This window comes from Candidatus Zixiibacteriota bacterium, assembly GCA_035380245.1.
Lineage (GTDB): Bacteria > Zixibacteria > MSB-5A5 > GN15 > FEB-12 > DAOSXA01.
Genome location: DAOSXA010000006.1, coordinates 1 through 21,023, shown reverse-complemented (window position 1 = coordinate 21,023; position 21,023 = coordinate 1). Strand labels below are relative to the sequence as shown.

Sequence of the window (21,023 nt, the reverse complement as noted above, 5' to 3'; positions counted from 1 at the left end):
CTGTGGCGACTCCACCACTGACACCGGCAACGGCGAGACCTGTGACGACGGCGCGAACAACGGGCAGCCCACCTACTGCAACGCAACCTGCGATGGGACAACGGCTTCCGTGTGCGGCAACAGCACGGTCGAAACCGGCGAGACATGCGACGACGGTAACACGACAACAGAGACATGCACGTATGGGGAGACATCCTGCACCGTATGCGACGCAACATGCCAGTCTGTGGCTGGTGCTACCAGCTACTGTGGCGACAGCACCACCGATGGCGGGAATGGTGAGACATGCGACGATGGCGCAAACAATGGACAGCCGAATTATTGCAATGACACGTGTGACGGAACCGTCCCGGCCACATGCGGCAACTCTGTGGTCGAATCCGGCGAGGACTGCGACGACGGTAATACCGTGACGGAATCCTGCACTTACGGACAGACCTCATGTACAGTATGCGGCTCATCCTGTCTGTCAGTGGCGGGGGCGACATCCTACTGTGGCGACTCCACCACTGACACCGGCAACGGCGAGACCTGTGACGACGGCGCGGCCAACGGCACCTCATGTTTACCAGCCTACGGATCAAGCTGCGACTACTGCGATGCAACCTGCCAGACAGCAACTGCACAAGGCTCATATTGTGGTGACGGGATACTTGATTCAGGTGATGGCGAGTATTGTGATGATGGTAATACCACGGATGGCGATGGCTGCACATCAAGCTGTGAGATCGCATGGGCAAAGACGTTCGGAGGGACCGGCAACGACCTATCATATTCTGTCCAACAGACAACAGACTCTGGATATATTGTTGTAGGGAGCACAGGTTCTTATGGCGCAGGTAGCAACGACTTCTGGGTGCTGAAACTCGACTCCGATGGAAACCAGGTATGGGCTAATACGTTTGGAGGAGCCGATAACGATTATGCCCGCTCCGCCCAACAGACAACAGATGGTGGCTATGTCGTGGCAGGAGATACATATTCTTTTGGCGCTGGCGGAGGTGACTTCTGGGTGCTGAAACTTGACTCCGCAGGCAATCAAACCTGGGCAAACACTTTTGGAGGGACTGGTTTTGATAGTGCGCAGTCCATCCAGCAAACCGCAGATGGCGGCTACATTGTGGTCGGACAAACAAACTCTTATGGTGCCGGTGCAACTGACTTTTGGGTGCTGAAACTTGATTCCGGCGGTAATCAGGTATGGGCTAATACGTTCGGAGGAGCCAGTTCTGAGAGGGCAGATTCTGTCCAACAGACAACAGACTCTGGATATATTGTTGTAGGGAGCACAGGTTCTTATGGCGCAGGCAGCAGCGACTTCTGGGTACTGAAACTTGATTCCGGCGGTAATCAGGTATGGGCTAATACGTTTGGAGGGACCAATGCTGATACGGCATATTCTGTTCAACAAACAGCAGAAGGTGGCTATATCGTTGCGGGACGAACACTCTCCTATGGTGCCGGTGCAACTGACTTTTGGGTGCTGAAACTTGATTCCGGCGGTAATCAGGTATGGGCTAATACGTTTGGAGGGAGCAATGATGATTATGAAAGCTCCGTCCAGCAGACATCAGATGGCGGTTATATCTTAGCAGGATACACATCTTCGTACGGTGCTGGTGCACTGGACGTCTGGATACTCAAGATAGACTCAGATGGAAACCAGGTATGGGCCAATACATTAGGTGGAACCGGTAATGACTATGCGTTTTCTATCCAGCAGGCAATGGACAGCGGATATATCACGACAGGACATACAGACTCTTTCGGTGCAGGCCTTACCGACTTCTGGGTAGTGAAAACCGATCCTGACGGAAACTGCCCAAGCTGTTACTGAGCTTTGTACCGGTCAGGATGAGGACGCCGGTACGACGTAGTATTAATATAGCGAAAAGTGGGTGATTCCCGCCCTCACCAATACGCAGAATACAAGCCGGTCGGGGCCGAAAACCCCGGCCGGTTTTTGTGTGGGGTGCGCAGGCGCAACGACACCTATATCTCCGTTGCTGATGTGAGAACACCCGGTTTCTAACCGTCGAACCTTGCTCTACTTCCAATCGCTCGGATATAATTGTTGAGCAGTAGAGAATAGCTGTTCTCATAATATCACAGTGATGTAATTGTAACTGCCGAATAATTGTTTCAAGAGCGGAAAGGCTGACCAATGGCTCGTAAGAAGAAGAATTCCGGTAGCGGCTCCGGGGCGAACCTCGGATTCGAGGCGACCTTGTGGGCTGCCGCTGATAAGATGCGCAATAATATGGATGCCGCCGAGTACAAGCATGTCGTTCTCGGCCTGATATTCCTCAAGTACATATCGGATGCTTTCGAGGAGCGCAAAGAGCAACTGGAACTCTGGACCGCCGACCCGTCCAGCGACTGGTTTGTAAAGGAAGAAACCGCCCGGTATCACGTAGTTGAAGACCGTGACGAATACGCAGCGGAAAACATATTCTGGGTGCCGAAGGAGGCCCGCTGGCCGTTCCTTCAGGCCAACGCAAAACAATCCACCATCGGCAAACTCATAGATGACGCCATGGTGGCCATTGAAAAAGAGAACCCAACCCTGAAAGGCGTGCTGCCGAAGGATTACGCCCGGCCCGCCCTCGACAAGCAGCGGCTCGGAGAACTCATTGACCTCATCGGCACCATCGGCCTGGGCGACAAGGAAAACCGCTCCAAAGATATTCTCGGACGGGTGTATGAATACTTCCTGTCACAGTTCGCCGGGGCCGAAGGGAAAAAAGGCGGGCAGTTCTACACGCCCCGCTGCGTGGTCCAGGTACTGGTCGAGATGCTGGCCCCGTACAAGGGCCGCGTTTACGACCCCTGCTGCGGATCAGGCGGTATGTTCGTGCAAAGTGAAAAGTTTGTCACAGCCCACGGCGGGCGCGTCGGCGACATCAGCGTGTACGGCCAGGAATCCAATCCCACAACGTGGCGCCTTGCCCGGATGAACCTTGCCATCCGTGGCATCGAAAACAATCTCGGCCCGGAAAACGCCAACAGCTACCACAACGACCTGCACAAAGACCTGAAGGCCGACTACATACTCGCGAATCCCCCGTTCAATGACAGCGACTGGGGCGGCGACAGGCTCCGCAACGACGCCCGCTGGAAGTACGGCGTCCCCCCGGAAGGAAACGCCAACTACGCCTGGGTGCAGCACTTCATACACCACCTGGCCCCGAACGGCCTGGCCGGGTTCGTGCTCGCCAACGGCAGCATGTCATCCAACCAGTCCGGCGAAGGCGAGATCAGGAAAAACATCATCGAAGCCGACCTCGTGGACTGCATGGTGTCGCTGCCCGGCCAATTATTCTATTCCACTCCCATTCCCGCCTGTCTCTGGTTTATAGCACGCGATAAGAAAAACGGACGATTCCGAGACCGGCGCGGCGAAACTCTGTTCATCGACGCCCGGAAACTCGGCAGCATGATTGATAGGGTCCACAAGGAATTCAAAGATGAAGACACCGCAATGATTGCGAAAACATATCACGCATGGCGCGGCGATGATGGAGCCGGAAAGTATGAAGACGTTCCCGGTTTCTGCATGAGCGCAACGTTGGATGACATCCGTAAACACGGCCACATTCTTACTCCAGGCCGATATGTGGGCGCTGAGGATATTGATAATGGAGACGATGAACCATTCGAGGAGAAGATGAAGCGGCTGACTGGGAAGCTGCATGAACAGTTCGCGGAATCGGGAAAGCTGGAGAAGGCGATAACAAAGAACCTCATGGAGACAGGCTATGGCAAAAAGTAAAGAGCTTATCCCCGCCGAGCGCATCGAACGCTCGATTCTTGTAATCCGTGGTCAGAAGGTAATGCTCGATATGGATCTCGCGGAACTGTACGGCGTCACCACCAAACGCCTGAACGAGCAGGTGAAAAGGAACATCGACAGGTTCCCCGGCGACTTCATGTTTCAACTCACCGATGCGGAGTTCGAAAGTTTGAGGTCGCAGATTGCGACCACAAACCTGACAAAGCGCAGAACGCCGCCATACGCCTTCACCGAGCACGGCGCGGTCATGCTGGCAAGCGTTCTGAACAGCGATATCGCGGTAAACGCCAGTATTCAGGTAGTACGCGCGTTTGTCCGGTTGAGAAGGCTGCTGGAATCCCACGAAGCGCTGGCCCGCAAACTCGACAATCTTGAGAAGAAGTACGACTCCCAGTTCCAGACCGTGTTCGAAGCCATCCGGCAACTCATGATCCCGCCGGAAAAAGACCAGCCCAAGATCGGTTTCAGGAAAGACCGGAAGTGACGGGAAAGATGATTGTGTGCTATTCGAGGAGAAGATGAAGCGGCTGACACAAAGACTAAACAAACAGTTTGCAGAATCAGCAACTCTGGAGGAAGCAATACATAAGAACTTGAAAGTGGACATGAATATTGAATAGTAACTTTAAGCATATAAAACTGGGAACTGTATGCCTCAAGATTGGTAGCGGGGCAACACCCCGTGGTGGAAAAGAAGTGTATCTTGACCATGGTGAGATTGTACTTATCAGAAGCCAGAATGTTTATAATGACGGCTTTAAGAATGAGGGGCTGGCGTATATCACAGAAAAGCACGCTTCACAGTTATCTAATGTGGCAGTAGAAAAAGACGATGTTCTGCTAAACATAACGGGAGATTCCGTTGCCAGATGTTGCCAGGTTAATATCAATACATTGCCCGCACGAGTGAATCAACATGTCGCAATTATCCGACCAGATAGCCACAAACTCGATCCAAGATACTTAAGGTACTTTTTAGTCTCTGCCCCGATGCAGGACTTGATGCTATCCTGGGCCGGTTCAGGTGGGACACGTAATGCTCTGACAAAAGGAATGATCGAATCATTCGAGATACCCTGCCCGGAAGTCTCTATACAAAGATCAATAGCGCACATCCTCGGCACGCTCGACGACAAGATTGAATTAAACCGTGCGATGAACGAGACGCTGGAGGAGATGGCGCGGGCGATCTTCAAGTCGTGGTTCGTGGACTTCGACCCGGTACGCGCCAAAGCCGAAGGCCGCAAACCGTTCGGCATGGACGCCGACACCGCCGCACTTTTCCCCGCCTCATTCCAGGACTCACCCATCGGCAAGATTCCCAAGGACTGGACCCTGGGATGTCTCGGCGATATTGCGAAGAACAAGAAGGTTAGCGTAAAGCCGCATCAGCTTGAGGACTATTCCCATTACATCGGACTGGAGCACATGCCACGCAGATGTATATCATTAGCCGAATGGGGTTTGTCTGAAAGCGTTACAAGCAATAAGTACGCCTTCAATAAGGGCGACCTGTTGTTTGGAAAACTCAGACCCTACTTCCATAAAGTCGGTATTGCTGCAGTAGATGGGGTTTGCTCGACAGATATACTTGTAGTTGTACCCAAGAAGCCAGAATGGTTCGGATATACATTAGAGATCATCACCAGCGATGAGTTCGTTGGATATACAGACATGGCGTCCACGGGAACAAAGATGCCCCGTACTAACTGGACGGATATGTCGAATTACGAAACAGTGTTACCACCGACAGAATTGGCCGAAGCCTTCAGCAAGTTCATAACCCCAATGACAGAAAAGATCATATCGAATATTCACGAATCCCAGACCCTCGCCGCCATCCGCGACGCCCTGTTGCCGAAACTGATGTCCGGCGAAGTTCGTGTTAATAGTCTTGAGACAGTGTCTGGAGATAAACAATGACTATGATCACACGAATCACGGATATTAAAAACCTCGGAATATTCCGTGACTTCAAGTGGCCATCCGATCTTCCCGACTTTGCCCGATACAATCTGTTTTATGGTTGGAACGGAACAGGGAAAACAACCCTCAGCAATCTACTTCGTTCCTTGCAGACTAAACGCAAGCCTGGTAGTGCACAGGTACGCATAGATATTGAAGGGAAAACAATACGCGAAGATGAGTTTGAATCAGAAGATGTTCCTATCCGGGTGTTCAATCGTGAGTTCATAGAAGAGAATGTATTCACGATAAACGGAGAGGTTGCGCCGATCTTCATTATTGGAAAGGAAAACATCGAAAAGCAAAAGCAGGTGGAGCAATTCAAAGTCTGCCTTGATTATTCAAAAAGCAGACACGACAGGTATTCATCTCAATTGCGATCTGATGAGAATGCATTCGAACAGTACTGCACAACACAGGCTTCTTCAATCAAGAGCCAGCTGACGGCAGTAAACTCTGATTACAGGAATTACAATAAGGGCAACTATAAGAGGACCGCAGAGGAATTGCTTGCAACGGGAGACATCGAACAGTTTAAACTTACCGAAGTAGAAAGGGAAAGTCTGCGGAAGCAGCACACCTCTACTGAGAAACCCACTATCTCTAAGATCGTATATGAATTCCCGGATGGGGATAACCTTAATGAGGAAGTCTCGCGAATTCTTAAACTGGTCGTCACCTCTTCAGTGATCGAGACTTTACGAAACGATCCTGACCTGGCAATGTGGATAAAGGAAGGACTTAATAAACATAATAACCGAGACACAACCACATGCCTGTTCTGCGAACAGAAACTACCTGACGAACGCATTGATAAACTCAATGCACACTTCAGCAAAGAATATGATAATCTACTACGTGATACAGATGATAAGATTCGTGAAGTTCAAGTACTGATCTCAAGTATTAATGGAATTAAGCATCCCAATAAAGCAGAGCTATATGATCGCCTTGCGGGTAGTTACGAAACTGAACTAAACAACTTCCTTGAAGAATTAAAACAAGTAAAGAGCGCACTGGAACAGTTTGTACTGGCACTTAACGGAAAGAAGGCTGCCCCCTTCGAGCAACTGGATATAGAACTTTCACCAATAGAATACAATGCCGATGCCCTTGAAAGGGTTAATAATATAATTGGCACTCATAACACTGACAGCGAAGAATTCAGCGAAACTGTGAAGGAAGCAAGAAAGCTGCTTGAGAAAGCAATTGTTGCAGATAGTGTGGATGCCTACAAAGAGAAGAAAGACGCAGTGGAAAACACTCGCAGTAAGTTGGAGCGAATGCAGGTTAGAATTACCGGAATAAAGAATAGAATAGCTGAATTGGAAAGGGACATAGTTCAGCACCGTGAACTCGCAGAAGAACTTAATTCAGACTTACTCTCATATCTGGGACATGGTGAGATTACACTGGAAACAAAAGCCACCGGCTACCAGATAATGAGAAAAGGTGATATTGCAAAGGGACTTAGCGAGGGAGAAAAAACCGCTATTGCCCTATTGTACTTTCTAAAGTCATTGAAAGACAGGGACTTTACATTGAGCAACGGAATTGTCGTTCTCGATGATCCTGTATCAAGCCTCGATTCAAACTGTTTGTTCTGCGCATTCGGCTTCATCAAAGACAGAACCGAAGACGCCGGACAACTGTTAATACTTACTCATAACTTCTCTCTATTCGATCAGGTTCGCAACTGGTTACATAATCTGCGGGGAGAAGACAAGAAGAACAAACAATTCTATATGATAGATTGTGAGACAAAAGATGGTGAACGGTGTTCACACATCCGCGCTCTCGATCCCCTACTGAGACAATACAAGTCCGAATACCACTACCTGTTTAAGCGTGTTCATGAAACAGCCAACAGTACAGAAGATCGTTCACTTGATCCGTACTATATGATGCCCAACGTTGCAAGGAGATTGCTTGAAACATTCCTTGCGTTCCGGTATCCGAACCTGGCGGGGCAACTCTGGAAGATAATGCAACAGGTTGAATATGATACAACAAAGAAAACACGAATATTAAGATTCCTGCACACGCATTCACACAGCAGTGTGGTCGGTGAACATGAGCACGATCCATCTATATTGAGCGAAACTCCAGCAATTCTAAAGGACATGCTGGACTTGATGAAGAGCGAAGACGAAAGACACTTTGATTCCATGGAGAAACTTGTTACTGGGATCAACGCTAAGACAGAATAATGAATGCCTCGAAGTCAGAATATTGTAAGGGGGAATATAATGGCAACTACATCCACGCAGGGTTTTGCTGGACTTAGAAGCAATCTGGAGATAACCGGTCTGCAAAGTGCAACTGTTTCAACGCGCCAGACAAACGTGAGAGACGCGGTTGCGGCACATATGGATGTCGTCGATTCTTTCTTAACAGGCTCATACATGCGCAGCACAATGATTGCGCCATTGAAAGAAGCGGACATAGATATCTTCATCGTGCTGGATGTAAGCTATTACCATAACCTTGCCGGGCCTGCAGCATTACTTGATAAAGTAAAACGAGAGTTGAAGAAAACATACCCCACTACACCCAGGATAAGCAGAAACGGACAGGCAGTAACAATATCATTCACTGACTTCGATGTTGACGTGGTGCCAGGATTCTACAGGACTGGAGGAGGATATCTGATTCCTGATTCAGTTCGTAATACCTGGATACCGACTGATCCTAAACAGCATGTGATAATATGGGCTGCTGAAAACAAAAAGCATAATGGCAACCTAATACCTCTAATAAAGATGTTAAAGCGCTGGAATAAAAAACACAGCGCACTGCTTCAGTCTTTCCACCTTGAGGCACTTATTCTCAACATACTTGATGGTATAACTATTAGCGACTTCCCATCCGGTGTCAGGTACGTGTTTGACAAAGCGAGAATGGCTGTTCAATATCCCATTCCTGATCCAGCAGGATATAACAATAATATCGGGGGTTATATAGATACAGACGAAAAGCTACTGGAGATATGCAATCGACTTGAAAGAGCAACGCTGCAAGCGAGAGAAGCCGAATCTTTAGATGCTTCTGGAAACACAAGAAGAGCGTTTGAGAAGTGGCGCACCATATTCGGAGATTACTTTCCGGCATACGGGTGATAAACACATGAGCGAACTATTGAATACAATACCCAAAATGCAAAACGAACCAAGACAACTTGAGAGATTGGCTGCACAAAAACAGCTGTATTCAATAGCTAAGGTTGTGAAGGCTATTCAGATTATTATTACCGTCCCTGTGACCATCGGTATTGCTATTGCTGTCGCTTTCAAACCGGAGCTTAGTGTTTGGGGTGCGACTTATGGAATAGTAGTTTCCATTCTCAATGCAGCCTATCTGGACACAGCCATGGGAAGTTATAAAAACAAAGCCGCCGATATACAACAGGCATTCGATTGCGACGTACTTCAATTGAGTTGGTCAAAACTTAAGCTTAACAAAACCCCCGAGCCTGAATTGATCTCGGCTGCTGCTAATAAGTATAAGAAAAAGGATCCAGACTTTAATGAATTAAGGAATTGGTATCCTGAAAAAGCAGGTGAAGTACCAATAAGGGTAGCACGGATTATCTGCCAACGTTCCAATGCATGGTATGATGCATCACTCAGAAAAACATATGCGAATTATGTGGGATCGCTGGTGGGTGCGGTTGTAGCAACAATCTTACTGTTAGGAATATACGAAGACAAAGGAATGCAACACATGGTGTTAGCTGTATTCACTCCATTGATGCCAGTTATTCTATGGGGAATAAAAGAATACCGATCAAACCTTAGTGCAATACATAGTGTTAAAAGCATATTCCGTGATGTAGACGCGCTGTTTAAAGACGCTATCGGGAAAAGATATACCGATGAATGCATAGAAAACCGCTCCTCTCACCTGCAAGCAATGCTTTATGATTATCGTCGTAATACACCAGTGATCTTTGACTGGGTTCACAAGCTGCTGAAGAATAAGCAGGAAGCACAGATGATTGCAGGCGCAGAGATACTTGTCGAGAAAACCCTTGAAAGAATGAACGAGGAACGTAATCCGTGAGTTTGAACGAGTCAACAATAGAAAAAGCAACCCTCTCTTGGTTCGAAGAACTTGGATACCAGGTTTTACATGGTCCTGACATCGAGCCGGAGAAGCCAGATGCGGAGCGTTCCGAGTTCACGGATGTTGTGCTGCGCACCCGGTTGAGGGATGCGCTGGCGCGGCTGAATCCGGATGTCCCGGTGGACGCGATAGATGAAGCCGTCAGGAAGATCACGATTCCGGAAACTCCGTCTCTCACAGTAAACAACAGGACATCCCATCGCATGCTTGTGGATGGCGTGACGGTTGAGTACCGGAAGGATGATGGACGTATCACGGGGGAGCAGGTGCGGATTGTGGACTTCGATAATCCGGAGAACAATGACTGGCTTGCGGTCAACCAGTTTACGGTACTCGAAGGCCAGATAACGCGCAGGCCGGATGTGGCGGTATTCGTGAACGGGCTGCCCCTGGCCGTGATTGAACTGAAGAACCCGGCAGACGAGAACGCCACGATCTGGACGGCCTTCAACCAGCTTCAGACGTATAAGCACCAGATATCTTCACTGTTCACATACAACGAGGCGCTTGTGGTGTCCGACGGCCTGCAGGCCAGGGTCGGAACGCTGACAGCCGACAAGGAGTGGTTCATGCCGTGGCGGACAGTGGACGGCGACGATGTGGCCCCGGCGCATGTGCCCCAGCTTGATGTGATGATACATGGAGTATTCGAGAAACGCAGATTCCTGGATATACTCCGCTACTCCATCGTGATAGAAGACGATGGCGGCGGAACTCTGATAAAGAAGATGGCGGGATACCACCAGTTCCACGCGGTTCGCGAGGCGGTGGATGCGACGGTGAAGGCGGCCAGCCCGGAGGGCGACAGGCGGTGTGGCGTGGTGTGGCACACCCAGGGCTCCGGGAAAAGCCTGACAATGGCGTTTTACACCGGCAGGATCATTCAGCACCCGGCAATGGAAAATCCGACCGTTGTTGTATTAACCGACCGGAATGACCTGGACGACCAGTTGTTCGGCACATTCTCGCGATGCAGCGACCTGCTGAGGCAGAAGCCGGTGCAGGCAGCGGACCGCGATGACCTGCGGAAAAAGCTGGCAGTGGCATCGGGCGGCGTGGTGTTCACGACCATCCAGAAGTTCATGCCCGGCGAGAAAGGCGACCAGTACCCGGAACTTTCCGACCGCAGGAATATCGTTGTTATCGCCGACGAGGCCCACAGGAGCCAGTACGACTTCATCGACGGATTCGCCCGGCACATGCGCGACGCGCTGCCGAACGCTTCTTTCATCGGCTTCACAGGCACACCGATTGAACTGAAGGACAAGAATACCCGCGCCGTGTTCGGCGACGACATCAGCATATACGACATACAGAGGGCTGTGGAAGATGGCGCGACAGTGCCGATCTACTACGAAAGCAGGCTGGCCCGTCTTGAACTGGACGAGGCAGAGAAGACGCTGCTGGACGAGGAGTTCGAGGAGGCCACCGAGGGCGAGGAGATCGAGCGCAAAGAGAAGCTGAAAACCAAGTGGGCCGCGCTGGAGGCCATCGTCGGAGCGGAGAAACGGGTGAAGCTGATTGCCGGTGACCTCGTGGAACATTATGAGGGGCGCCTTGAGGCCCTGGACGGCAAAGCCATGGTTGTTTGCATGAGCCGCCGCATCTGCGTGGACTTGTACAACGAGATTATTGCCATCCACCCGGAGTGGCATGACGAGGACGACATGGGCGGCCAGATCAAGATCGTGATGACCGGCTCAGCGTCCGACCCGGTGGTATGGCAGCAGCATATCCGGAACAAGGCGAGGCGGGAAAAGCTGGCCGAGCGATTCAAGAACCCGAAGGACCCGTTGAAAATCGTGCTGGTCAGGGATATGTGGCTGACGGGATTCGACGCCCCATGCCTGCACACCATGTACGTTGATAAGCCCATGCGCGGACACGGGTTGATGCAGGCCATCGCCAGGGTCAACCGGGTGTTCAAGGACAAACCGGGCGGACTCGTGGTGGATTATCTCGGGCTTGCCGACAGCCTGAAACGTGCGCTGGCGACATATACGGAAAGCGGCGGTTCCGGCAAAACGGCCATCGATCAGGCCGAGGCCGTCGCCATCATGATAGAACGGTATGAAGTATGCCTGGATATGTTCCACGGCTTCGACTGGACGGCCTGGACATCCGGGACCCCGGCTGGCCGCCTGGCATTGTTGCCGCCGGCCCAGGAGCACATTCTTGCCCAGGACGATGGGAAAAAACGGCTGTTGAGTGCCGTGACCGAACTGTCACAGGCGTTCGCCCTGGCGGTGCCGCACCAGAAAACGAAAGACATCCGGGACGATGTGTCGTTTTTCCAGGCGGTGCGTTCGGCGCTGGCGAAGTCATCAGGCACGGGAGAGAAAACGCCGGAGGAGATGGAGTTCGCAATCCGGCAGATCATATCGAAGGCCGTGGCGTCGGACGAGGTTGTGGATATATTCGCCGCTGCTGGTCTCAAGAAGCCGGATATATCCATCCTGTCGGATGAGTTCCTGGCGGAAGTACGCGGCATGCCGCACCGGAACCTCGCCGTGGAACTCCTTGAGAAGCTGCTGAAAAACGAAGTTCGGACCCGATCACGGAAGAATCTCGTGCAGGCCCGGTCATTCGCCGAGATGCTGGAGAAAGCCGTCCGCGCCTACCAGAACCGGGCCATCGAGACCGCCCAGGTCATCGAGGAGCTTATCAAGCTGGCGAAGGAGATGAAGGATGCCGACCGCCGCGGGGAGAACCTTGGACTTTCCGAGGATGAGATTGCTTTCTACGACGCCCTGGAAACGAACGACAGTGCTGTACAGGTCCTGGGTGACGATACCCTGAAAACCATAGCGCGTGAACTCGTGGAGACCGTCCGGAGGAATGTCACAATCGACTGGACTGTACGGGAAGCAGTCCGGGCGAAGCTCCGCGTGCTCGTAAAACGGATACTGCGCAAGTACGGCTACCCGCCGGACAAACAGGAAAAAGCCACCGTCACAGTCCTCGAACAGGCCGAACTCCTGTGCCAGGACTGGGTGGCGTAATACCCCTTCCCTCGAAGCAAAGCTATGTCCACTATGTCCTACTAACAGCATAGCGGCACGGACGGCTACACCATCGGTAACGGTCGGAAACAATCGGTTCAATATCGGATAAGGCTGTTTGGATGAGCTAAACTGTGCTACAATGCAAAAAACAACGCATAATGGACGGTGATGCTGGAATGCAGTACATACCAAGAATTGATTACACAACCGCTTCGGAGATCAGCCTGTCGATTGGGGTATCCGAAAAAACCGTTATCCGCTGGATTCGACAGGGGCGCCTGCCTTACTTCAAACCTGGCCGCCAGTATCTTATCCCGCTTGATGCTTACGAACAATTCAAGCGTGAACATTCTTCGCCTTCGGTACAGGAACAGCAGAATGATGGACGGGTCGAGGATGAGGATGGGATTGTTGCGGCTCCTGCTGGAGGCATGCCCCAGAGCGCATGACACAGATATCGCCCTGGTTCCGGCCAGCCAGAACGTCAGGGGCGTAGGAATAGATGTAACAGCCTGTTGGCTGCATGTATTCCTTCGGATTCCAATAGCGTGCTGCAGGCGTGACGCACGTTTCAAGCCTGCAGGGTGGGTGTATTACCCATCTGGAGTAGAAAACGACATCAATGGGATACTGAGTGGACCTGACAGGAAAAGGAACGGGACCTGGGGTATTCTCAGGGCACTGTCACGTCCCGTCTACATTGTCCTCAATCCGAATGGCTCTGTAACTGTCGTGGCATCCTGAGCTTCTTGTAATGGTACGCCCACCCCTGGTTTCCCTTTTCTTGCTTCCAACACCACTTGTATTCGCATATATCCTCAATATCAGCCATCTTGACCTTTGCTTTGGGGACATAATGGATTAGCCGAACTTTGCCTTTGACCCGAACTTTATCGTCATCCGTGAACTCGATTATATTGGTTCCAGGTAGCCTGAGCCGGGCATTGGGTTGGGCATATTCCATATCAGCCCCGTACCTGCCAGCAAGCTCTTCGAGCGCTGTTCCAAGGCGATCATGGTACGTGAGATAGTTCTGAACCAGGAGAAGGACCTGAAAGTCATAGCCTGATTCAATAACTGCGAATGGATAGAATCCATCGTCAATGAGCTCTTGAGTCTTCGAAACGATGATTCCGAACCTTTTGCTTTCTGAATAGGGTTTATCATATGGGGTAGTTGGCAGATTAAACGAGAGCCAAAGACAACGTGAACGTTTGAAGTTGATAACGCTTCCTTTACCCACCCAGGTTTCTGCAGGGGTGAAGAATATCTCGGCATCACTCCTGAACTTGTCTACGAAGGCTTTCAGGGCAACGTCAGGTGGACGATTCCTGTTGATTGGTGGAAGTTGCTTATGAGTCTTGTTCTCTTTATCCCACCATAGTCGCCCCCCGTGCCCAACTGTAACCTTCTGGAACTTGAGGGTGCCCCACAGGGCCAGGGCTTCTCTGTACACCATCACCCCGCGGTAGGGAGAATTACCACCGGCAGTGTTATTGCTGTCTGTCTTGGACTCCGGAACACCTCCAGAATCCACACCTGATACTTCATATACACTCCTTCCCCCGTCTAGTTCATATGGATACTGTCCACTAACGGGCTTGTGTCCACTATTATGTTCTGTGTCCGTTATAGGATACAGTAAACAATAGCCGTAAGAGAATATAGATAGGTCCCCTGAAAACGTTGAGTCATCTTCGCTGAATCTGAGTAGTTTTCGACCCTCTTTGGTTATCTTGACGTACGTCCTTTGCCTGCCCTTATATCTTCCTTTGAATCGTTCCACATATCCCTTTTTCTCTAAACGCCTTATGGGTTGGTCCAAATTCACACCAATAGTATTGAGTTCCTCAGCAAGTGCCTGCAGTCGCATTCCTCTGGACCGTCGAACCAAAGCATCAAGTATGTCTTTCTGAGTCCTACCGGACATGCTCACTCCCAAAGTTACTCAACGTTTTTGGACAACCTATCTGATTACAGTATCATAGAGCAGCACAGCAGTCTATAGTCAGTAGAACAGTCTGGCATGTAGAAGAGGATATAGTACTAATTGATATAGAGAATACATAAAACAGAGCAAACGATATCCAATCCGATAGGCCATCGTACCAGGCGCGAGGATGGCTGATGTCTCTTTGAAGTTTGTGAAAACTTCACATCACCCATCACAGCATAACAGTTGGGCAGGAGAGCCAGGCATGAATGCCACGCAGCCGGGCTGCTGGCAGCATGACAGATGATAGCAGCCAGATTGGAGAGGAGGATAAAGATCGTTGTGAAGAAAGGAGGAAAAGACGAGATACAGTGCAGCAGCACGCGGTTGGCGGTCAATCGGCATCAGGGCTTTCCGCCCGGTGAATGGTGATGAGGTGATAGAAGTTCACAAACTTAGAAAAGGAGAAGCACAGATGAAGCATAAAACGAAACCGGAGTTCAATGTTATTGAGATTGCAATTCAGATTACAGATGGTCACTACGACGTCTCCAAGGACGATTCTTTCTATGGACCGAAGCTGCTTGCACGACTGTGGCATGTGGATTCGTCCCATCCTGATGACCTCAGAGCATATGCTCTTTACAGGGTTCTGTTTCCGGCGGAGCTACTGTACAAGTGGAGAATGAGATCACGTGAGTTGGCTGAGGCAACAGGTGGAAACGTGAACAGTTGGGAGATAGTAGCCTCTCATGTGCAGTCGCTGTTTCTTCAGCATCTGAACAACCAGGAACCAACTCTTAAGATGGCACTTAAGAAAATCAAGAAAGCTAATCCCGGCAAGGAATCATACGAACTGAATGCAGTAATCTCCATGTCGCCACTTGTGCCTGTTGAGACAGAGAGCACTTTCGATGCCGGTATGTTCATCGCTTCGATGCTAGGGCATATTCCGCAGGAACAAGCCGTGAAACTGATCGTTTCCAATAGCAATGAAAGATCGACGGATCAGGTTGAAGTTATGGACTTTATGTTCAACATGAGGTGGTTATAGAAACCAGCCATATCGCAATCATGGATACAATTGTTGTGCACATGAACTTAACGGAAGGAGGTGGACAAGATGACGGACCGAATGGTCGCACTGGAACAGTCCAGAGAGGAGTTCCTGGAACGCTGTCGTGAACTCGGAGCAGAGCACGCTGGCCCCTGGCTTGAGGACTGTGAAGACTACGGGGACCTTACCAAAGTCGCCAGCGGACATCCGATAACGGAGATTCCGGAGTACATCTGGGATGAAGTGACGCGGAAAGAGTTCGTGGAGGACTTCGGCGGCGTCCCAGATCAGGGAGCGTTCCTCGAAGAGTTCAACCAGGAGTTGAACAATCTGCGAGAGCGGGCAAACAGCATTATTGCTGACCTGCAGCAACCATAACATCAACAGTGCACATGGAGTGCACAGAAAGGAAGTAACAAGAATGAGTAATAACAAGACCAGACTGCAACAATCAGCCATGACTTTCAGAGAGCGCATCAGGAAGCTTGGCGCAGATTCCATTGATCGAATTATCGATCTGTGCAAGAACTGTGGAGACTTTGGAGAGCTCACCAAGATCGCTCACGGGTACGATGTATCATCGGACTACTTTGATGAAGTGTGGAACGAATGTCAGACTGAAGCTTTCATTGAGGAGTTCGGTGGAGTCCCTGACTATGAACTTTTCATGCAGGGTTTCAATGCTCGTATTGAAGAAAGAAAGCAAGAACTGCTGGATATGATCGAGGAGTTGCTTTCTGCATAAGAGTCTCCACGAATCTGAAAACTGCCATAGAACTGAAACGAACAGAAGCCAGTCCCGTGTAGTTCAGGGGACCACGGAATGATAGCGCGTGTTTGAATGCGTGCCGTTCCGGTAGGGGCTGGGCGGATTCTTCCGTCCGGCCCCTTTCTGCCTTTATGGGCTTGTGCAAACACAAGCAGAAAGGGGCGTGATACCAGTGGAACAGGGACAGAAGAAAACCGGCACAGACGACAACGTAGCAGCGTTGTACACGCTGGCGATGGGGCTGGAGTTCAGACCGCTCGGTCCGATTCTGCTACGCATACCCATCCTGCCGTAATCATGGGCATCAGGGGGCAGCAACAGCATGGACGTTGCGCAGGAAGAAGTTGACGGTGGTGCAAAACGTCAGACGTGCCTGGGGGGGGAGATGGCGATGAGCCCCTGACATGACGCGAGGACGGCTTACCTGTACAGTGACTGGTGAACTGGCGACATCCCATTGTTACCGACAGGTCCAGAGCCCCCATGTGGAAATCGGCCACGGATGGGGTGCAAGCCTGTGGACACGCCACATTCAGAAACAACGGGCATGTTCATATCTCAGCGCCCATCAGAAGCCACCAGGAGGCTTTCTGCAGCACGAAATGCACCGGGACTGGGTGTGATTGCTTTCATGACTGCTAAAGAAACCTCTGGACTTCACGAAGGGAAGCATGTACCGGCGCTCGGCAGAGGATCGAACCACGGCCATGACTCCCGCCCACCCCATCCACCCCCTCATCCTCTGCAAAGTCCAGCGGACGCGATCCGGATGTGGTATCTTCCCCTTCTCTCACACTCTCAACCCCATCTTTAGCGTCCTGCGGACGCTAATGGCTATTAAGTATTATTAAGGCATAAAGGACTGTACTCAAACGCGTGCATGCGTGCGCACGCGATATATAATGTACGCGCCTCCGCGCGCGCGGGCCTGATGTTTCGTGACAAGTGGAAGTTTTTTCGCCCCACAGTTGACATCGGCTATGCTATGCGCTAACATAGCACTTAGCATCAACACTGAGGTGAGAGCGATGGCCAATGACAGAAGTGAACAACCGGAGACATTCGGGAATTGCATCCGGGAGAAACGAAACGAGAAGCACATGTCCCTTCGTGCATTGGCGGAGAAAGCGGGACTGCCATCCGGCTACCTGTCTCTCATCGAGCGGGAGAAAACAGCACCGCCCTCCGAGGAAAAGATTGTAGCGCTCGCGGATGCCCTGGGACTCGACAGGGACGAAACTCTTGCCCGCGCGGGTCGCGTGGCAAGCGACCTTCAACAGATCATCCGAGCACGGCCCATAATTCTCGGAGAACTGATCCGCAAGACCGAGCGGATGTCGGAGAACAGCCTGGCCATGCTGGCATCGCATCCGCACCGCTGTGTAACGTGTAAGGCGACGTGCTGAACGCCTCCCCACGTGGGAGGCACTGACATATCCGGCACAACGCCGGACCCGATACAAACCGGCTCCGCAACTCCTGAACCCGCAGAGCCGAGAAACCCGGTAAGACGTCCACCGCGCCAACGACCGGCGCTCCTGGGACGTGACGCCAAGCAAGAGGAGCGTCCGTCCCGTGCAGAATTGTAAACCAACAAACTGTAGTCCCCACAGCCCCGCTTCATCCGAGCAGAATAGTGCACAGAATATCGTAGAGAAAATCGACGGCATTGAACGAGCGTTGGCGGCCACATTGGCTGAGGTCCGAGCATTACGGGAAACACCGCCGGCCCTTGCAGTGTCCGCAAAGATGGTGACGGAAATGCTTGGCCTTAATGTGAATAACGGCAACGTTCACCGAGTGAAAAAGTTGCTCAATGAATACAATGTTCCCAAGGTTGTCATCCCCGGCATGTCCACGCGCTATGACGTGAATGATATCCGCGCACTCATCAGCCGCCTGAAAAGGAGGCTGGAAAGATGATGAACATGTCTCAGGTCTGTGCTATCATGTGGGTACCAAAAATCCACATGAAGGGAGGTGAAACTGAATGAACCTAAAATGGTACAAGTCACATGGTAGGTGGAACTGCAAAGTCCCGGTGCCTGGAGACACGCCCAAGTCTTTTGCAAGCGGCATCATGGCCTCTGCCCCCAAGGTTAAATGGCGGTACGAGAAGAAGGATATCCGGGAAGAAGCTTACAGGGTAGTGATGCATCGCGTGAAAGAAGAGGGCCTGACCTTTCCAAGGACTGGTCAACACCTGACTTTCCGTGAATGGAGCGAGGAATATCTGGAAACTGTCAGTCCTCTGAAGAAGTCGCACAAGGACGATGTGAGCCGTTTCAGGGTAATCAATGAGTACTTCGGCGACTACTCCCTGAAAAGCATCTCGGAGTTCGATCTGCTTCGGTTCAGGAAACTTCTTCAAGAGCGAGCGCTACCTTCAGATGCCGGGATGAAGTTCAACAACGGCAGCAAAGAAAAGCGGGCGAACACGACAGTGAACCGGTACATGGAGCATATATCCAGTATCTTCACTTACGCCGAGCTGAGACCACCCCGCGTGAAGAAACTGCCAGGTAAGCGGCGCTCCCGCACGTATGAGTTATGGGAGATAGACGCAATACTCAGTTCCGCAAAGGAAGTGGACGAAGAGTTCCGCCGCCTTGTGATCTTCGCTTTCAACTCAGGCCTGAGACAGGGAAACATCATGGCCCTCCGATGGGATATCATAAATCTCGATATCGGTGAGGTCTATCATCCTGACTCGAAATCCGGCGAACCACTCACGAGCTATCTCAACGAGGAGAGTAAGCGCGTACTACTGGAGCAGAAGGTTTTGTATCCAGACAGAGAGAAAGTATGGCGCTGGAAAGAATTCCCCAGGAAGTACTGGACGCGGACATTGGAGAAAGCAGGAGTCAAGGACTGTTGGTTTCACGACATCCGCCACCACGTTGTTACAGAAGTAGCGAACTCCCACGGCATCCACATCGCCAAGGAAGTCGCCCACCACAAGAGCATCTCCACCACGGAGATATACGTAAACCCCTCGAAGAACCAGGTCAAGGAAGCCATCCGCGGCCTGTCTTCAACTAACCGCAAAGTAGTCCCCTGGTCTACCAAAAGTCTACCGTTTCAGAAACCCGAAACATTCCCAGACAACAAAAAAGCCCGCCGTAGCGAGCTTTCTTAGTATTGCGAGGGTGGGATTCGAACCCACGACCTTCGGGTTATGAGCCCGACGAGCTACCGGACTGCTCCACCTCGCAGGATAAGTATAGCGATTCTCTTATGTGAAGTAAAGAGATTGATTAAATCAGAGTCTTTTCGCGTGTGCCGCGCGGCGCCGGTGCGGTTTTTCCTTTTGTTCTTTCCGGAAATGCAACATCCGTACACGAAGCAATCCGGCATTGTTATGCTGCTTGTCATAAATAAAATGGAACCCGGTGGGAGCGTGGATTGCGGCGATTCATCGCCGCCTGGATTTATTATGCGCCGGTAATAAATTCCCGGCTATGAAAGCGAAAATGAATTTTCGCACTCCAAATTAAATACCTGCCCAACCCCGAAATACTCCCCTGACCGTCCTGGCCCCCCTGGATTCCCGATCTCCGTCGGGAATGACGATAATATTTAGTGATGACAGCGATGCGACATTGGCAGTAATAACTGAAGAACAAGCATTAAGGTATATTTACAAACAGCTACATAAACACGAAGCGAATACATAGAGTAATTCTCATAAAAAAAACAGATTCACAACTCGATCAGAAATCACAAATACAAAGATAGTGTGCCATGCACAAAGCTATTTCCTTTGTGCATGTATTCAAGTTTATTTTTGAGAATCACTATAAAAGGACAAAAAGCAGACCGGCCTGCCGAGCAATAACAGAAAAAGAAACACTAAGGTATGTTCACAAATACAAACCATTCACGAAGAAAACACGTGAAAGGACAAAAAGCAGGCCGGCCTGCCGACTGTCGCCTGTATTTCTGTGTCCTGCGTTCGTCATTCCGGCATGCTGTCAGCCGGAATCCAGATAAGACTTTTCCACTTCAGCGGGCAACATTCCATGTAGATCACCTGTAAAAGTCGAGATTGCCGGGATTTGTCCCGGGATCGTTATCAGGTGATGATGAATAAACATCTGATATGATCAGAGCAGCATAATGGTTCGGCGCCGGCTTTGCGGTAGTCACTGAATACAGTTGTTATTATTCTTTTCCCGGGGAACTCATTTCTGCGCTTTCAGTGTTATTTTCTCAGCGGCTTACATGCGGTGGCGTGATTGCTATAATTAATAGACAATCCTTTCGATTGCAATCGGGGGTGCGCTATGGGCGCGAGACGTGAAAATGTTGTTATGGGCCAGTTCTACCCCGGCACCGCGGGTGAGTGCGCGAAGTTGATCGCCGGCTATGCCGGT

General features: G+C 50.8%; 17 protein-coding genes and 1 tRNA gene. 16 read left to right on the top strand and 2 right to left on the bottom strand.

Annotated features, from left to right (window positions below):
* The first annotated feature begins 856 nt into the window (after nt 1–856).
* The 9 genes from PLF13_14140 (at nt 857) to PLF13_14100 (ending at nt 13,337) form a co-directional block, all read left to right on the top strand.
* Nucleotides 857–1,837 (top strand): hypothetical protein, encoded by a 981-nt coding sequence (locus PLF13_14140; GenBank protein HOP08413.1) that lies wholly within the window; start codon nt 857–859, stop codon nt 1,835–1,837.
* 327 nt (nt 1,838–2,164) lie between these two features.
* The gene (locus PLF13_14135; protein ID HOP08412.1) at nt 2,165–3,772 is read left to right on the top strand and encodes a class I SAM-dependent DNA methyltransferase; all 1,608 of its coding nucleotides are present in this window, start codon (nt 2,165–2,167) and stop codon (nt 3,770–3,772) included.
* A complete protein-coding gene (locus PLF13_14130) occupies nt 3,759–4,277 on the top strand; it encodes an ORF6N domain-containing protein (protein HOP08411.1) in 519 nt (172 codons plus the stop codon). Before PLF13_14135 ends, PLF13_14130 begins: the two co-directional genes overlap by 14 nt.
* A 128-nt stretch (nt 4,278–4,405) precedes the next feature.
* Nucleotides 4,406–5,716, top strand: coding sequence for a restriction endonuclease subunit S (locus PLF13_14125; protein HOP08410.1), 1,311 nt, complete (start codon nt 4,406–4,408; stop codon nt 5,714–5,716).
* Nucleotides 5,713–7,968: an AAA family ATPase gene (locus PLF13_14120; GenBank protein HOP08409.1), complete on the top strand. Its 2,256-nt coding sequence runs from the start codon at nt 5,713–5,715 to the stop codon at nt 7,966–7,968. The genes PLF13_14125 and PLF13_14120 overlap by 4 nt, the downstream gene beginning before the upstream one ends.
* 39 nt (nt 7,969–8,007) lie before the next feature.
* Nucleotides 8,008–8,877, top strand: a complete 870-nt coding sequence (locus PLF13_14115) for a CBASS oligonucleotide cyclase (GenBank protein ID HOP08408.1) — start codon at nt 8,008–8,010, stop codon at nt 8,875–8,877.
* Between the two features lie 7 nt (nt 8,878–8,884).
* The gene (locus PLF13_14110) at nt 8,885–9,820 is read left to right on the top strand and encodes an S-4TM family putative pore-forming effector (protein ID HOP08407.1); all 936 of its coding nucleotides are present in this window, start codon (nt 8,885–8,887) and stop codon (nt 9,818–9,820) included.
* Nucleotides 9,821–9,822: 2 nt separating this feature from the next.
* Nucleotides 9,823–12,885: a type I restriction endonuclease subunit R gene (locus PLF13_14105; protein HOP08406.1), complete on the top strand. Its 3,063-nt coding sequence runs from the start codon at nt 9,823–9,825 to the stop codon at nt 12,883–12,885.
* A gap of 179 nt (nt 12,886–13,064) precedes the next feature.
* Nucleotides 13,065–13,337: a helix-turn-helix domain-containing protein gene (locus PLF13_14100; protein HOP08405.1), complete on the top strand. Its 273-nt coding sequence runs from the start codon at nt 13,065–13,067 to the stop codon at nt 13,335–13,337.
* Between the two features lie 257 nt (nt 13,338–13,594).
* Here the strand turns inward: PLF13_14100 and PLF13_14095 are convergent, their stop codons facing one another.
* Complete coding sequence (locus PLF13_14095) at nt 13,595–14,818, bottom strand: transcriptional regulator (GenBank protein ID HOP08404.1); 1,224 nt, start codon at nt 14,816–14,818, stop codon at nt 13,595–13,597.
* 478 nt (nt 14,819–15,296) lie between these two features.
* Here PLF13_14095 and PLF13_14090 point away from each other — a divergent pair, with 478 nt between their 5' ends.
* The 7 genes from PLF13_14090 to PLF13_14060 all read left to right on the top strand — a co-directional run bounded on the left by PLF13_14090 (nt 15,297) and on the right by PLF13_14060 (nt 19,786).
* A complete protein-coding gene (locus PLF13_14090) occupies nt 15,297–15,875 on the top strand; it encodes a hypothetical protein (GenBank protein ID HOP08403.1) in 579 nt (192 codons plus the stop codon).
* A gap of 69 nt (nt 15,876–15,944) precedes the next feature.
* Nucleotides 15,945–16,256: a hypothetical protein gene (locus PLF13_14085; protein HOP08402.1), complete on the top strand. Its 312-nt coding sequence runs from the start codon at nt 15,945–15,947 to the stop codon at nt 16,254–16,256.
* A 43-nt stretch (nt 16,257–16,299) separates the two neighbouring features.
* Nucleotides 16,300–16,623, top strand: coding sequence for a hypothetical protein (locus tag PLF13_14080; protein HOP08401.1), 324 nt, complete (start codon nt 16,300–16,302; stop codon nt 16,621–16,623).
* A gap of 187 nt (nt 16,624–16,810) precedes the next feature.
* Nucleotides 16,811–16,942: a hypothetical protein gene (locus PLF13_14075; GenBank protein ID HOP08400.1), complete on the top strand. Its 132-nt coding sequence runs from the start codon at nt 16,811–16,813 to the stop codon at nt 16,940–16,942.
* Between the two features lie 733 nt (nt 16,943–17,675).
* Nucleotides 17,676–18,053 (top strand): helix-turn-helix transcriptional regulator, encoded by a 378-nt coding sequence (locus tag PLF13_14070; protein HOP08399.1) that lies wholly within the window; start codon nt 17,676–17,678, stop codon nt 18,051–18,053.
* Nucleotides 18,054–18,222: 169 nt separating this feature from the next.
* Complete coding sequence (locus PLF13_14065; GenBank protein ID HOP08398.1) at nt 18,223–18,570, top strand: hypothetical protein; 348 nt, start codon at nt 18,223–18,225, stop codon at nt 18,568–18,570.
* Nucleotides 18,571–18,637: 67 nt separating this feature from the next.
* Nucleotides 18,638–19,786, top strand: a complete 1,149-nt coding sequence (locus PLF13_14060; protein ID HOP08397.1) for a tyrosine-type recombinase/integrase — start codon at nt 18,638–18,640, stop codon at nt 19,784–19,786.
* Between the two features lie 2 nt (nt 19,787–19,788).
* On the opposite strand, the gene PLF13_14055 is transcribed toward PLF13_14060, so the two are convergent.
* Nucleotides 19,789–19,862, bottom strand: a tRNA-Met gene (locus tag PLF13_14055).
* Nucleotides 19,863–21,023 lie beyond the last annotated feature (1,161 nt).

What these genes read in the sequence shown, in the direction of transcription:
- PLF13_14135 (HOP08412.1), top strand. Translation starts at nt 2,165, where the DNA reads ATGGCTCGTAAGAAGAAGAATTCCGGTAGCGGCTCCGGGGCGAACCTC.
- PLF13_14130 (HOP08411.1), top strand. Translation starts at nt 3,759, where the DNA reads ATGGCAAAAAGTAAAGAGCTTATCCCCGCCGAGCGCATCGAACGCTCG.
- PLF13_14120 (HOP08409.1), top strand. Translation starts at nt 5,713, where the DNA reads ATGACTATGATCACACGAATCACGGATATTAAAAACCTCGGAATATTC.
- PLF13_14115 (HOP08408.1), top strand. Translation starts at nt 8,008, where the DNA reads ATGGCAACTACATCCACGCAGGGTTTTGCTGGACTTAGAAGCAATCTG.
- PLF13_14110 (HOP08407.1), top strand. Translation starts at nt 8,885, where the DNA reads ATGAGCGAACTATTGAATACAATACCCAAAATGCAAAACGAACCAAGA.
- PLF13_14100 (HOP08405.1), top strand. Translation starts at nt 13,065, where the DNA reads ATGCAGTACATACCAAGAATTGATTACACAACCGCTTCGGAGATCAGC.
- PLF13_14095 (HOP08404.1), bottom strand. Translation starts at nt 14,818, where the DNA reads ATGTCCGGTAGGACTCAGAAAGACATACTTGATGCTTTGGTTCGACGG.
- PLF13_14090 (HOP08403.1), top strand. Translation starts at nt 15,297, where the DNA reads ATGAAGCATAAAACGAAACCGGAGTTCAATGTTATTGAGATTGCAATT.
- PLF13_14085 (HOP08402.1), top strand. Translation starts at nt 15,945, where the DNA reads ATGACGGACCGAATGGTCGCACTGGAACAGTCCAGAGAGGAGTTCCTG.
- PLF13_14080 (HOP08401.1), top strand. Translation starts at nt 16,300, where the DNA reads ATGAGTAATAACAAGACCAGACTGCAACAATCAGCCATGACTTTCAGA.
- PLF13_14070 (HOP08399.1), top strand. Translation starts at nt 17,676, where the DNA reads ATGGCCAATGACAGAAGTGAACAACCGGAGACATTCGGGAATTGCATC.
- PLF13_14060 (HOP08397.1), top strand. Translation starts at nt 18,638, where the DNA reads ATGAACCTAAAATGGTACAAGTCACATGGTAGGTGGAACTGCAAAGTC.